At 46.0% G+C, this 13,475-nt stretch carries 13 protein-coding genes; 9 read left to right on the forward strand and 4 right to left on the reverse strand.

What is annotated here, in order from left to right; genetic code table 11:
* Positions 1–150 precede the first annotated feature (150 nt).
* Genes LIX15_RS24445 through LIX15_RS24455 form a run of 3 tightly spaced genes read left to right on the forward strand, consistent with a single transcriptional unit; the run spans position 151 to position 2,966 of the window.
* Positions 151–1,599, forward strand: coding sequence for a DUF58 domain-containing protein (locus LIX15_RS24445; protein WP_227777800.1), 1,449 nt, complete (start codon positions 151–153; stop codon positions 1,597–1,599).
* 13 nt (positions 1,600–1,612) lie between these two features.
* Positions 1,613–2,068 carry a DUF8163 family membrane protein gene (locus LIX15_RS24450; RefSeq protein WP_227777801.1) on the forward strand — a complete coding sequence of 152 codons (456 nt, stop codon included), beginning with the start codon at positions 1,613–1,615 and terminating at the stop codon, positions 2,066–2,068.
* Positions 2,061–2,966 (forward strand): DUF7982 domain-containing protein, encoded by a 906-nt coding sequence (locus LIX15_RS24455; RefSeq protein WP_227777802.1) that lies wholly within the window; start codon positions 2,061–2,063, stop codon positions 2,964–2,966. Before LIX15_RS24450 ends, LIX15_RS24455 begins: the two co-directional genes overlap by 8 nt.
* A gap of 427 nt (positions 2,967–3,393) precedes the next feature.
* On the opposite strand, the gene LIX15_RS24460 is transcribed toward LIX15_RS24455, so the two are convergent.
* Complete coding sequence (locus tag LIX15_RS24460; RefSeq protein ID WP_227777803.1) at positions 3,394–4,404, reverse strand: AAA family ATPase; 1,011 nt, start codon at positions 4,402–4,404, stop codon at positions 3,394–3,396.
* 483 nt (positions 4,405–4,887) lie between these two features.
* Between LIX15_RS24460 and LIX15_RS24465 the strand changes: the two genes are divergently transcribed.
* Entirely contained in the window at positions 4,888–5,016 is a 129-nt protein-coding gene (locus LIX15_RS24465) for a DUF5320 domain-containing protein (protein WP_227777804.1), read from the forward strand.
* 63 nt (positions 5,017–5,079) lie between these two features.
* Here LIX15_RS24465 and LIX15_RS24470 read toward each other — a convergent pair whose 3' ends face one another.
* Positions 5,080–5,631, reverse strand: a complete 552-nt coding sequence (locus tag LIX15_RS24470) for a metal-dependent hydrolase (RefSeq protein ID WP_227777805.1) — start codon at positions 5,629–5,631, stop codon at positions 5,080–5,082.
* Positions 5,632–5,723: 92 nt separating this feature from the next.
* Between LIX15_RS24470 and LIX15_RS24475 the strand changes: the two genes are divergently transcribed.
* The 5 genes from LIX15_RS24475 to LIX15_RS24495 all read left to right on the forward strand — a co-directional run bounded on the left by LIX15_RS24475 (position 5,724) and on the right by LIX15_RS24495 (position 11,373).
* Complete coding sequence (locus LIX15_RS24475) at positions 5,724–5,999, forward strand: DUF8044 family membrane protein (RefSeq protein WP_227777806.1); 276 nt, start codon at positions 5,724–5,726, stop codon at positions 5,997–5,999.
* Positions 6,000–7,061, forward strand: a complete 1,062-nt coding sequence (locus LIX15_RS24480; protein ID WP_227777807.1) for a DUF4350 domain-containing protein — start codon at positions 6,000–6,002, stop codon at positions 7,059–7,061. It begins immediately after the preceding gene.
* Between the two features lie 64 nt (positions 7,062–7,125).
* Entirely contained in the window at positions 7,126–7,398 is a 273-nt protein-coding gene (locus LIX15_RS24485; protein WP_227777808.1) for a PRC-barrel domain-containing protein, read from the forward strand.
* Between the two features lie 291 nt (positions 7,399–7,689).
* A complete protein-coding gene (locus LIX15_RS24490) occupies positions 7,690–10,614 on the forward strand; it encodes an FtsX-like permease family protein (protein ID WP_227777809.1) in 2,925 nt (974 codons plus the stop codon).
* A gap of 63 nt (positions 10,615–10,677) precedes the next feature.
* Positions 10,678–11,373, forward strand: a complete 696-nt coding sequence (locus LIX15_RS24495; protein WP_227777827.1) for an ABC transporter ATP-binding protein — start codon at positions 10,678–10,680, stop codon at positions 11,371–11,373.
* 35 nt (positions 11,374–11,408) lie between these two features.
* On the opposite strand, the gene LIX15_RS24500 is transcribed toward LIX15_RS24495, so the two are convergent.
* Positions 11,409–11,564 carry a DUF1328 family protein gene (locus LIX15_RS24500; protein WP_227777810.1) on the reverse strand — a complete coding sequence of 52 codons (156 nt, stop codon included), beginning with the start codon at positions 11,562–11,564 and terminating at the stop codon, positions 11,409–11,411.
* Between the two features lie 252 nt (positions 11,565–11,816).
* Complete coding sequence (locus tag LIX15_RS24505; protein ID WP_227777811.1) at positions 11,817–13,010, reverse strand: orc1/cdc6 family replication initiation protein; 1,194 nt, start codon at positions 13,008–13,010, stop codon at positions 11,817–11,819.
* Positions 13,011–13,475 lie beyond the last annotated feature (465 nt).

Consider the following 13,475-nt stretch of genomic DNA (forward strand, 5'->3'; position numbering starts at 1 on the left):
CGCGCTTTTTGAGAGGAAGCGTAGACTTTGCAGTCCATCATAGTTATTAACAGTAAATGACCCAATTGAATAGGGTAGGACACACCCTACTCATTGTAATATTGGGCCTAATACAATAGATTAACGTTATCGGTTTCCATATCTTCAAGCATGAAACCAACGCGCCGCTATTGGGCTGGGGTCGGGGTAGTTTGTTTCCTCGCAGGAGGTGCATGGATTCTCAAGCTTCCACTGCTTCTCATCGGTGCAGGCGGAATTGGAGCAATTCTTCTGTCTTCACAATTCGTATTCCTATTGTCTGTTTTAGAGATTAAGGATAGCTTAGAAATTTCACAACGGCCTGTTCAAAGCCAAGTTTCAGAACAGTCTGATATCGATATGATAATTCATGGGAGTCTCCCAAAACCAACAACGCTTGAAATACAGATTGAAGCTCAGCCACCAAAAACTGCCACTGGGATTAGATCGAGTGATCTCACGGCTACCGTTGCGATTGATGAGAGCGAAACACAAACAACGGCGACGTTTCATTGTCCCATCGCGACACGCTTGCAATTTCGCATGCCGACAGTCACGTTGACAGATCGAGCCGGATTCTTTCAGTCTTCATTTGAACATGGGTCAACCGCCACAGTAACGGTGACACCAAATCGCGTTGAATCGGCTGAAATCGGCGCTGATGGACAGCATCAATTATCTAGTCTTGGAGAGCATAAACATGGAAAGCGAGGAACGGGGCTTGAACCTGCTGAAGTTCGTCAATACGTACCAGGAGACACCGCTCAGCGTATCGATTGGAAGGTAACAGCACGACTTTCAACCCCCCACGTCCGCGATTTTGAAGCAGAGGCGGAGCTACAAACATATCTATTCATGGATCACCGCCAGTCCATGTTTGCAGGATCAGCAGAAACAACGAAATACGACTTCGCACGAGAAGTTGCATTGCAGTATATTACACATGCTCGCACCGCAAGTGAATCACTGGGGCTCACGGTCATAACTGATGACCAAGTAGTCGATTTTCCGCCGAAGGCAACACCCAATCACTTTATTCGGCTACAGAATTATCTGTATGATCAAACACCAGCGGGCACAAAAGGCACACATTCGAACGCACAATTCCCCATTGAGCAATTAACAGCGGCAAATAGTAAATCTCAACAGCTTCAATCACGTTCTTCACCCTTTGCAAAGCAGCTGTTCCCCTTGCTAAATACGAAAGGCACACGCATACAGCGCGTAAAAGAAGATCCGCTCTACCAAGCAGTGAGATCACAGCTAAAGAGTAAGACTGGGATCGTCCAAGCAGTACTCGTTACCGATGATTCAAATCGAGTTGAAGTGTACGAAACAGTGAAATTAGCGCGACAATGGAGTGATTCAGTTACCCTCTTTTTGATTCCATCCGTATTGTTTGAGGAGGGGAGTATTGCAGAGGTCGAAGACGCCTATCAACGCTACCGTGATTTTGGACAGCTCCAACAGTCACTGAGCAAGATTGATGGAGTCACTGTCTTTGAAGTCGGCCCAAAAGAACAGCTAGAGAATATCCCAGCAGAGAGCCATCAATCATCGGAACAACAGGTACCACAGTAAGTTAATCAAGACAATGAACTGGAATACAACATGGATTAGTGCGCTTGGAATTGGAACAACAGTCTGTATGCTCACTCTCGCTCACGGATTCCCCGGGGTGATTGCTGGTGGATTGCTTGTGGTCTTTTGGTTCGCTGGTCCAACGCTATATGCTGTTGGATATGGACAGATCGCAATCAGTGCATTGTTTTCGCTTGATGGTCTTCTCTCTCAACTTGTGCTCGCTGAACTCGGTCTGTTCTATGCACTTCTTGTCCCAAGCGCGGTGCTAGATCATCCGTCAAAACGATTGATAGCTGCAATCATCGGCATGACCCTATTAGTTGGTGGAATACTACTCGGCATAACATGGGAGATTGATGAAAGAGATATCGGTATTGTTTTACTCTGTGTTCTTGGGATAATTGCATATAGTATGCATCGATACGAACGGGTAGCTGTTGGCGCAGTTGAGGGTGCACATGAGTAAACAAGAACAGACGCTACACGACGATCAAAAAAACCGTTCAGACCAAACTGTGGCAAAGTCAGAACTTGAAGACCTGCAGGCTCAACTCGATATTTTAGCGGAGGAAAATGCTCGGCTTCGAACAGCCTATCGACGATCCAAACAAGTCGAGTATCGTAATACTGCCCTTGGACTCGCCGCAATTGGTCTTATTTGTGGCCTTGGCGCATTCCTATTTCCGGAGTCCCAAACCGTTCTTTTAGCGCTGGCTGGCTGTGGCGGCTTCGGTGCGATTCTCACATATTATTTAACACCCGAGCAGGTCGTACCAGCATCAATTGGTGAGCGAACGTATTCTGCTTTTGCAACAACGTATGAAGCCCTCAGTGCCGAACTTGGACTTCAAGATACAACCATCTATGTCCCCAATAATGGAGCATCACCGCAATCGTTTGCCGATATTCGCTTGTTTCGCCCACAACACGCACGGTACCAACTTCCAAATACGGACGCGCTCACCTCTGTGCTTGTCGTCACAGAAAATGAGTTAGAACATGGGCTGTCGCTATATCCATCTGGTGCTGCATTGCTCACTGAATTCGAGAAGATGACGGGCGATCTCCCATCGGAGCTTGATGACTTAGCTGGCCAGCTTGCTGAAACATTGACTCACGGATTCGAATTAGTAGATGACGCCAGTGTTGAAAACATAGAAGCCGGACAGCAAATTACAGTCAGTATCGCAGGTAGTACCTACGGTTCAATCACGCGATTGGATCATCCAGTTTCGTCATTTCTTGGCTCGGGCCTTGCTGATCAGTTGCAGGAACCAGTAACAGTCGAAACGGTCCAAGTTGAAGATGAACGGAGTGATTATCTAATCACTTGTTCGTGGGATGAAGGAAATGAAGAGACGTAACAAGGGAACTAAAAAATACAGTTCCTCGATACGGGATGGTTCGTTTGAGCCCAATTGTAGGTCCACCATTATATTATAAGTATTCTGATATTGGGACAGTCCACAAACGTGTGGAAAGGTATTGTCGGCGCCTCCCTACTCCGTTCGCTCCGTTCACTCCATAGGAAAAGGGGGCTTACCGCCTGCAATTCAGCTAAACGACAAGCTTGTATTCTATTTAAGCTATGGTTGAAAGGAACGAAGCACGTCAGTCGGGAAAGCTGGGAAAGCTGGGAAAACTAGCAAAACTAGCAAAACTAGCAAAACTAGCAAAACTGAGAATGCTGGTTTTGCTAGTTTTGCTATCAAAATTTCATCAGCAAACCGCTGTACGCTCTTTTATGAACTGATGAACCCACAGGAAAATATAGAAAACGAGAGCGTTCGATTACTGCGGCATTTGACTTTGTATTTCAGTATCAGTTCTATCCTCTGCTTCGAGCTCGGTGTCGGAATCACTTCCAGGAGGTGTAACCGAGTTCAGGATCTCTTCGATAATGGAATCAGGTGTTTGATCGGCCAACTCTGATTCAGAACTGAGGACAATACGATGGCGCAAAACGGGCATCACTAGCTGTTTAATATCATCTGGGATGACATAATCGCGCCCATGAATCGCTGCACGGGCTTTTGACGTCTTTAGCAACGCGATTGTAGCCCGTGGTGATCCTCCATGTTCAATGTCACCGTGCGTTCTCGTTGCGGCGATCAAATCTCGGAGATAGTGTCTTGCTTCTTCAGCAATGTGAACCTGGTCAACTACTGATCGTGCAGCCGTCAGGTCTTCCAGCGTGATCGCTTGTGAGATCTGTGATGGATTGAGATTCGGCTGGGAATTAAATCGATCAATCAATGCGAGTTCCGTCTCTTCATCGGGTAATTCAACAGTGAGTTTGAGCTGAAAGCGATCTCGTTGTGCTTCTGGAAGTTGGTACGTTCCTTCCATTTCGATCGGATTTTGTGTTGCGACCACCATGAACGGAGTCGGTAACGGTAACGTATCTCCTTCAATTGTGACATTGCGCTCTTCCATCGCTTCTAAGAGCGCGCTTTGTGTTTTTGGTGTTGCCCGATTGATTTCATCAGCAATAACGAGATTCGAGAAAACCGGTCCTTTTTGTAGTTCGAATTCACCGGTCGGTTCTCGATAAATATGTGTTCCAGTAATGTCAGCGGGAAGCAAATCAGGCGTCATTTGTATCCGAGTTGACTCAATACCCGCTGCACGGGCGAACAGATTTGCAATTGTTGTCTTTGCAACGCCAGGAACGCCTTCCAATAAAACATGACCTTGTGTGAGAAGCGAAATGGAGAGGCCCTCAATAATATCTTCATTGCCAAGAAGGACGGTATCGACTTCATTGATGATTTGATCATGGATCGCTGCGGGCGAAGTCATTGGTATCATTTTCGAACCAAATATCTTAAATCAATTGGAAGCAGAATAATGATATTGAACCAGTAGGTCAAGTGCGCTATAGCGAGGGATGCGAGTTGCCTAATGCGATGCAAGTTGCAACACTATACTGTCACCATCGTTATTCAATGAAATATTCAAGAAGACTTCAAAGTGACATTCTCCCCACCCTGAAGGGCGAAGCTTTCTCTCCTGCAATCACTCAAAATATAAGTTTCACATTCGATTCTTGCTTTGGAATTGTGTCAAATTAAATCAATTTATTATATTCCTATAGGTACACATACAGCTGAATCGATGAGAACTGGCACAATTACGATTAATAAAAAAGAACAATAAAGAATTAGTAATGCAGTCTCTAACAACACCACAATGTCTGAATCTCGAGAAGAACTCTTACAAAAGTTAAATGATAAGCTAGCAGTCCAGGGTACCACACAGGAGGGTCGAGAACTCGTTGGGTTGATGTACGCGACAGTCCAAACCCTTGGTGAAGAGATTGACTCATTAGAAGAGCAATTAGACGAGATGGAAAAACAATTGGAAGAAGTCGAAGATGGTGATCAAAGCCGGAAATGGTATTCAGAACGGTAGCCGGCCCGCTACTCGGTTGTTTTGCTGACTTCCTTGAAGAGAAACGTCTGTCTTGAAAACTAGCTAATTTTGGCTTCGGTGATTAGGCGAGATTTTGCGCCAAAGCTGGAGCCCAGGCAATCCATCGTGGATCCAAAAGACAATCGCAACTACGACTAAGAGGAGTTGAAGCGCGAAAAACCCGGTGAACTCCATATTCGTGAAGTGGGCAGTGAAACTTGGGGCTGTTTCATACGACGGTGTAGAAAGAACTGGCCACAAAAGAAAATTCGCATAGGCAGTCTCGCCTTGAAATATTGGGAGGGCTGCGTCTGCGACCAGATGTGATAAATATCCAATTGTAAAGGCCAGCCAGATAGCGCGATGATTTGTTTTCCGAGAATAATAATAGAGGCATCCGAGTAGAAGAGCAGCAAAAAAGAGAGAATGAGTAAGTGATCGACCTGTAGGGAGAATTCCGAACGACCAAGCAAGTGGCTTGTCAATTATATCCGGAAATTGCGTACCAAGAGCAAGAACAAAAACGGATACTGCTGTAGGTCGATTCTGTGATTGGATTGAACAATAACCGGAATAGAGCAAGTAACCTGTTGCAAGATGTCCCCAGGGCCACATAGATACGTCCACGCAATCCGCTTTGTTAGCTTCTTCGCACTTCGTTTGAAAAATCGGTACTTTAGTAAGCCTACTTCCGTTAGTTCAATTAAATGCCGACACAGCAGAGCCGCCAATTTATTCATTATCAGCTTTTGTGGATGTTGGGTGCAATCGTTATTCTTTCACTTTTGAAAGCGCTCACCCTTGAGCTATTCTTCGTTATTTCACTGATCGGTCTGCTCATCATGATAGAGCTGACTGCACCAATCTATGTTACACCGCAGTGGCGACATCGGCTTAAGTGGCTAATTGGTCTTGGCTTGTTGGTGTTTGTCTATATTGTCATTCAGCGAATATTGGCAATTCTTCCATCGGGGGTGGTCTAAGTGAAATCACCACGAGATTGGGACAAACCACAGGTAATACTTGCTGTATTCACTGGTATTGCGCTGGTTGCCTTAATCACAGCTGCAAGTACATCAGCTGCATCGTTTGGTATTTATAATTCCGCTTGGGATGGAAGTTCAAAGCTCAGTGCTGAAGCAGAAGCCACAGGCTCAACAGTAACTGTTGCACGAAGTGTCGAAGAATATGACTCTGTTCCGCCAAAAGGAACAATCGCGTTTGTTCTATCACCAGATAAACCATATAATCCATCTGCACGCCAAAATCTCCAACAATTCGTTCAAAATGGTGGAACACTTGTTATTGCGGAGGATTTTGGTTCGCATTCAAATGCACTTGTGCAGGCATTAGGCGTTAACGCACGGTTCGATGGGCATCTCGTTCGTGATGACCGATATAACTATCAATCACCGGCACTACCCGTTGCTCACAATGTTAAAAATCACTCATACACAGAAAATGTCTCCGCGCTCACGCTGAATCACGGAACAGCGATCCGAACACAGAATGGGAGTGCAATAGTACAATCATCGGGATACGCGTATCTGGATACAACACCGAACTCAAAGCTCGATAATAATGAAACAATCACGAACCATTCAGTTGTCACAACGCACTCAGTCGGACAAGGACAAGTTGTCTTGGTGAGTGACCCCAGTATATTCATCAATTCTATGCTTGAACGACCAGGAAACAAGGCCTTTGTTCAAAACCTCGTCAGTGAGCATGAGAACGTTCTTTTAGACACGTCACATACGTCACAGCTTCCACCTCTCATGGCAGCGGTACTGTTTATTCGTGATTCTGCAGCGGCACAGATTCTCCTTGGTGGCAGTGGAATCTTTGGACTTATTGTCTGGGGATTCCATGCAAAGAAAGTAAAATCACGCATACCAAACAGAGCCGATCCAGAATACCGACAATCACAGGAAATGAATGCTGAAGCGATGAGTTCATACCTTCAACAGAAGCATCCGGAGTGGGAACAAGATAGGACGGAACGAGTTGTCACATCACTCCAAGACCAGTATCGAAAAGAGTGAGCTAAATTCTGTATAGCAATGCAAATACCGTGGATTTATTTTGTTGCCCTCTATAAAATCGTCTATGTCAAATGTTTTCATCCAGAATATTATTGGAATGGATGTATCAAGTACTAATGGTGTTGCAATTGGAACACTGAAAACCGTCACGATGAATATGAAAACCGGCAAGCTTTCAAATTTGATTGTGGAGCCAACTAAAGACTCAAAAATGCCGGGAGATATATCAGTAGATGAAAATGGTCAGTTCCAATTCTCAATCAGCAAAGTAAGGGCAGTTAATGACCATATAATAGTGGGGCCAGAAGATAATCCAGATACTGACCAAATACTTTGAGATTCAAGTCAACCATATTATTAGAAGGTTTCACGAAAGATAGATTTTAGGATCGATTGATATATTGGTTTGATATTCAGGTGGCTCATACCTTTGCCTACAACGGCAGTCAGATGATTCAGTAACAACTGAATGGGATATCGATGGGCACTTTGTACACAGTGGTCACGCCGTGACCGCCTAACAATTGTCATTATTGCGGTAGCAACGGCATTTCTTGTCGGAACAACACTGCTCTTAGTCGCTGCTAGTACCCAGACAACAGCTCTTTCGTCAGGATACGACCATTCGATGGATGCAACACACTATAATTCATATACAGATGCAGCAACATCGGCTTCGGCTGATGAGATTCTGCTTCCAGTTGCAGCCGTTACTCAGAATGGGTCAACTCGGTATGTGATTGGAGTCCCAAGCGATACACCAGTCATCCTCGAAAATCTCTCGGTTTCATGGCAGACAGCACAGATTCCTCCGCCACCATCGAACGCCACGCTGAAGGGGCCAGTATCTATGCAAACAAAGCAAAAGTTCGTCGGAGAGCAAACAACTCGAACACTCTTGGTATCACCATATGATTCGAGTGACTCTATTTTCCCACAAACATGGTACATCAGTAAGCCATCCACGGTTCGCTCATTAGGTGTGACTGGTGGGTTCGTTATCGACAAATCATCAGCTGGTACCGAGAGTTCTCATCTGGCTCCGAAAACTGGTACGATCAGCCCTTCAATATCCAAATATTTCGTTGGTGGAATGGAAGAAGTGCTTCGTCTCCTCGGGTTGGCTACCATTGGTGGAAGTGTACTCATCCTTGTCGTAGTTTATAATGTCACTCGAATGAGCGTCCGCGATCGGTTGCAGGCTATTGAAGTGATCCGTTCAACCGGGGGAAATCCGCGGCACTTACATCTCATATTTGGGTGCCGAGCAGGGTTGCTCACAGCAACGGGGATTATGCTTGGCTACGCGCTTGGTGTTCTTCTTACGAGGGGAGTCATCAACATCGCGATCGTTGCCGGACTTCCCATTTCACTCGATCCAACGGTCAGCACAGAAGTACTTAAGATCATTTTGCCCTGTTTTGTCGTTCTGTTGTTTGTTGGGATCGCTGCTGGTGTTCTTGCCGTCCGACCAGCGACGCTCACGCCCCCTGCTCGGCTCCGCCAGAAATTTAGCGTAATGTCGGGGAAAAGTGAAACAGATGATTCAGACTCAAAAATCTTGGAATTGGCAAACCCAACCATTCTCAAATGGCGAGCTTTCTTCCCTGCAACCACAGTACTCACCATTTTCATCCTTATCATTGTTCTTGTAGGGTCCCTTGCTGGAACCCTCGCACCGCTTGCAACCACGGCAAGTGGAACAGTGACTGAACCGGGTGCGGAGTATCCAATGGAAAGCAGAATCGATGCTGGATACGCAAACCTTCTTCGAAGCCAGGGTGTGGCAGCAAGCCCAGAGATCATTATTGCACAAGTTCGCAATGGCCAACCATATCTCGCTCGTGGAGCAAACTATAGTTCGTTTGCAACAGTATCGAATGCAACGCTAACTAGTGGACGAACGCCAAATACAAAGCACGAAGCTGTCATCGGCCGTGATCTCGCTCAAACATTAGATGTCAATCTCGGCGAGCAAATCACGCTCGGAGGGACAACGTCACCAGCATTCACACAGGTGACCGTCGTTGGGATGTTCACGGCTACAGGAATACAAGATGACCAACTTATCGTTCCGCTGGCGACGGCACATGATCTTTCGACAAAACCAGGAATTGTCCATTTCATTCGGACAGACGGGACGAGCCCCTTGCTGACGGATTCAGCACAATCAAAGCCACCTAAAAGCATTATTGATGGCGTTTCCGCGCCGTCCTCTATAGTTGCTGGACAACCCCTTTCAGTCCGAGTATCAGTTCGGAATTTTGGACAGGCGAAACAAACACGTCAAGTGACAGCATCGGTCGGAAACACATCCCGATCACATTCTGTGAGGCTTGCTCCAGGCGAGCAACGTGATGTAACAATTAACATGACGATAGATGAGCTTGGAAATCATACCCTCCGCGTTGGTACCTATTCGCAATCTGTGACAGTCTATCGTCATGCACCACTTACTGTCCAGCCGCTGCCCGCAACTGCTCTACCAAACGCAAAGATGGCGATACCAGTTCGGACAGCAGATGGCAAAAACGTATCTGCTGCTACAGTTCAGGTGAGCAACTACACCACTCAGACAAATAAAAATGGAATTGCAATGATTCGCTTGCCCAATCAAGAGGGAGTGTACAATCTCACTGTTCAAAAAGGAAATCGTAAGAATATCTCTCAAATTCGCGTTACTGCCGATGCAGTTCGGCAACCGATTGCAACGGTCGATGTCTCTCCAAAAACCGCAAGCGTATTCACCCAACCAACTGCGTCAGTGACTATATTTAATCCATGGGATCGAACGGTGACACGAGAGATTGCATTCGTAACGCCAGCAAAAACAATAACACGGAGAGTCACGCTCAAACCATTCGGGATGGCAAAGCTATCAGCTGAACTCGGTGATTCGACAGAGAAAACATTGCCAGGAAAGTATTCGGTTCAAGTTATCTCGGGTAGTCAACAGCTGGCAGCGGATACGTATACTGTGCATGGTGATGATCGACTGTTTTCCACACTCGCACAAGATACAGAATATACTAGCGGATCAGGCCTTGAGCAAGCCATTCAGGGAGTATTCGGCAATTTCAATCTCTTATTGCTCGCGATGAGTGTGTTGGCAGGAATGACAGCTATTGGCGGCACAACAGCAACATTTGCACAGGCAGTGCATGCTCGTCGTCGCGCATTAGGTGTGTATCGGGCAACTGGGGCGACACGATGGCAAGTCCTTCGACCCCTTATTGTCGACGTCTTTCGAATTTCAATTCCTGCCATTAGTATTGCGCTGGTCGTGGTACTCACAATTGTCCGCTTACTCTCTTATTTCGAATTGTTCACAATCTTTGGATTTCGCCTTTCAACACAAATACCATTTTCAACCCTCTTTCTTGCTGTTGGAGGTGCGCTCGTTCTCATGTGTCTTAGTGCAATCATCGCTGCAGTCCCGTATCTTCTTGCTCAGCCCGCAACAGTGCAAAAGGGGATTGGTTCACAGACAATTGATACCGCTGGCAACGAAACAAACAGCAGCCAAGATGCGAAGGTACAGTTCAATGATTGATTCCTCCAAATGCGGAGACAACTAGGGAGGAAACTTAGTATGATTCAGCACGAATTCCCAGCAATGACAGAGAACGTATTGGAAGCAGAATCAATCCGCGTCGTCCGAGATGGGAAAGAGATCATTTCTGATGCCTCGCTTTCAATCCCAGAAGATACACAACTTCTCGTTCAAGGACCAAGTGGTGCTGGCAAGACTACGCTTTTTAACATTCTTGGACTTCTCGACGTTCCAACAAGTGGGACTGTACGAATCGTCGGTGAAGATACAGCGTCATTTTCGGAGCGAAAGCGAGCACGGCTTCGTCGAGAAACGATTGGATTCATTTTCCAAGACTTCCAACTCATTGATGACCTAACTGGCTGGGAGAATGCGGCACTTCCACAAGATCATGCCGGAGAGCGAGACGAGGAATGGCTTCAAACCTTGTTTACGGAACTTGAAATTGCTGATCGCGCTGATCAGTACCCAGCAACACTCAGCGGTGGTGAAAAACAACGTGTTGCAATTGCTCGGGCGCTAGCGAATCGACCGGATATTGTACTAGCTGATGAACCGACCGGACAACTTGACCCGACTACAACTACACAAGTGCTGGATCTCCTGTTCCGATTACAGGATACTACAGATACCTCACTAGTAGTCATTAGCCACGATATGCAACTCCAACCACGATTTGACACTATTGTTCGACTTGAAGATGGAACGATTCACAATCATGAACCGAGAACAGAAGATAAACCAAGTATCGATACATAGAATTGCTGGAGAAAATGTATAAATATAGTCGATTTTTAACCAGACAACATGGAAATAGCAGCTAATATGAGGAATATAATAGCAAGTAGACGCGCAGTTTCCGGTGGCAGCTCATCGATGCCGTACACACCAATACTATAGGCAAGAATCGCGAGAATGACAAACAGAATTGCTAATTCAAAGATAGCCATCTTACCTTCTCCATATGAGGATTATCTCAGTAGTCAATTTTACTGTCGTTCGTGCTGCTTTCGGCGCCATTATGGGTCTCAGTTATAAGAACGGGCCCAATGAACTTTATTATTCATTTTGAAAAATGATAAAATCCGTAAAACCATCATGAATAGAAGAATGTAATTAGATATCCAATATATACATATCGAAATAGCAAGAGATATCGCTGAATTCGACGAGCACAGACAGCACAAAAAGTACTAGTAAATTCAACTAGTGAGAACCTTCTTAACCACTTCTGGGTCTTCAAGAAGTCGGTGTTCAGTATAGCTACCTTCTGCACTTCCTCCACTCTGTCGAGCTTGTTCAATAACATCCAAAAACGCTTGTTCACGAAGGAGGTCACGAACACGTCGAGTTGAGAGTGGATCACTATCCATTTGTCGACAGACTTGTTCATAGACTTCATAAACTCGGCTCGTTCGAAACGCATCTACGCCTGGATTTTCGAGCGAAAGGATAGCAAGTGCTTGGAGCGCGTATTTCGAGTGCGGCGTTGCGCCACGAATTAGCTCTCGAAAACGGTCATTTTCGGCTCGTTCACGCGCCTTTTTGACGTACTCTTCTCGAACTGTATCAGCGCTTTCCGTTTGGGCGAGTTCTCCCGCATACCGAAGAATGTCGATTGCTTTGCGTGCGTCCCCATGTTCTTGAGCAGCCTGTGCAGCTGCAAGTGGGATCGTTCCTGGTTCGAGAACACCTTGTTTAAATGCATCACTTCGGGCTTCCATAATAGCACGTAGCTGATTTGCGTCATATGGTGGAAAGACAAACTCGCGCTCGCAAAGACTCGATTTGACGCGTTCGTCCATTCGATCTTTATATTTGATTTTGTTGCTAATGCCAATAACGCCCAGTTTACAACGCTCGAGTTTTCCTGCCTCGCCCGCACGTGAAAGCTGCATTAGAATATCGTCATTTTCGAGTTTGTCGATTTCGTCAAGGATGATGATGACTACATCGTACAACTCATCAAGAATTCGCCAGAGACGTTTGTAGTATGTCGACGTCGAAATCCCCTTATCTGGAATAGAAACTTTAGTTCCCGAGCAATTGATTGCACTCGCGATTGTTTGGACAGCCTGCGTTTCGGTACTGTCCTGTGCACAATCTACATAGGCAACACCGACGACAACCCCTTCTTCGTCTGCTTCATCAACGAGTCGGCGAGAAACGTGTTTTGCACAGAGTGATTTTCCAGTTCCCGTCTTTCCATACAACAGGACGTTACTCGGTGATTGGTTGAACAGTGCAGGATTGAGTGCGTTCGCGAGTGCGGAAATTTCGTCATCGCGTCCGACAATGCGCCCGTGGTCGGGAAGATGGTTAATTTCGAGGAGTTCCTTTTTCTCGAAAATAGGATCTTCTCGAGAAAAGAGTTCATTCGAATTGACGTCGCTCATAGACACCACGTTTCCAGTGAAATCTCTTTACTGTTCCGGGAAATACTAGATACCGAATAAACACTTTTCATATGAACGGAGGAACACGAAACTCAACGAAACGTGGCGAGACACACACCACGTTTCCAGTGAAATAGTGGAAAAAGGTGAACGAGGTTGTGAGAACACGGTTAATTTTGCCGAGGTTTTCTGTTACCAACTAGTCACATAAGTCAACCCTACCGTATGTTATTTATAGTACCGGTCCGTAAAAGTCCATTAACTTAGTCATAAACAATATACTAGTGACGTAGTCACGAAGACTCGTGTACGTTGCACACGAACTAATGGGCCGGTGGTACTCTCCACGGGGGAGAGGAAATTGCCTTCGGGGTAGCGTTGGACGGCCCGACACCCCACGAAGGAATCCCACCGTTCACGGTGGGGAGGATGTCAATGGAACGTCTGATCTTCGACGGTGCATGA

It is taken from the genome of Haladaptatus pallidirubidus (assembly GCF_020700235.1).
Classification (GTDB): domain Archaea; phylum Halobacteriota; class Halobacteria; order Halobacteriales; family Haladaptataceae; genus Haladaptatus; species Haladaptatus pallidirubidus.

Excerpts from the sequence above, each read along its gene's own strand:
- LIX15_RS24505 (WP_227777811.1), bottom strand. The coding sequence starts at position 13,010 with ATGAGCGACGTCAATTCGAATGAACTCTTTTCTCGAGAAGATCCTATT.
- LIX15_RS24495 (WP_227777827.1), top strand. The coding sequence starts at position 10,678 with ATGACAGAGAACGTATTGGAAGCAGAATCAATCCGCGTCGTCCGAGAT.
- LIX15_RS24450 (WP_227777801.1), top strand. The coding sequence starts at position 1,613 with ATGAACTGGAATACAACATGGATTAGTGCGCTTGGAATTGGAACAACA.
- LIX15_RS24485 (WP_227777808.1), top strand. The coding sequence starts at position 7,126 with ATGTCAAATGTTTTCATCCAGAATATTATTGGAATGGATGTATCAAGT.
- LIX15_RS24475 (WP_227777806.1), top strand. The coding sequence starts at position 5,724 with ATGCCGACACAGCAGAGCCGCCAATTTATTCATTATCAGCTTTTGTGG.
- LIX15_RS24455 (WP_227777802.1), top strand. The coding sequence starts at position 2,061 with ATGAGTAAACAAGAACAGACGCTACACGACGATCAAAAAAACCGTTCA.
- LIX15_RS24460 (WP_227777803.1), bottom strand. The coding sequence starts at position 4,404 with ATGACTTCGCCCGCAGCGATCCATGATCAAATCATCAATGAAGTCGAT.
- LIX15_RS24465 (WP_227777804.1), top strand. The coding sequence starts at position 4,888 with ATGTACGCGACAGTCCAAACCCTTGGTGAAGAGATTGACTCATTAGAA.
- LIX15_RS24470 (WP_227777805.1), bottom strand. The coding sequence starts at position 5,631 with ATGTGGCCCTGGGGACATCTTGCAACAGGTTACTTGCTCTATTCCGGT.
- LIX15_RS24500 (WP_227777810.1), bottom strand. The coding sequence starts at position 11,564 with ATGGCTATCTTTGAATTAGCAATTCTGTTTGTCATTCTCGCGATTCTT.
- LIX15_RS24490 (WP_227777809.1), top strand. The coding sequence starts at position 7,690 with ATGGATGCAACACACTATAATTCATATACAGATGCAGCAACATCGGCT.
- LIX15_RS24445 (WP_227777800.1), top strand. The coding sequence starts at position 151 with ATGAAACCAACGCGCCGCTATTGGGCTGGGGTCGGGGTAGTTTGTTTC.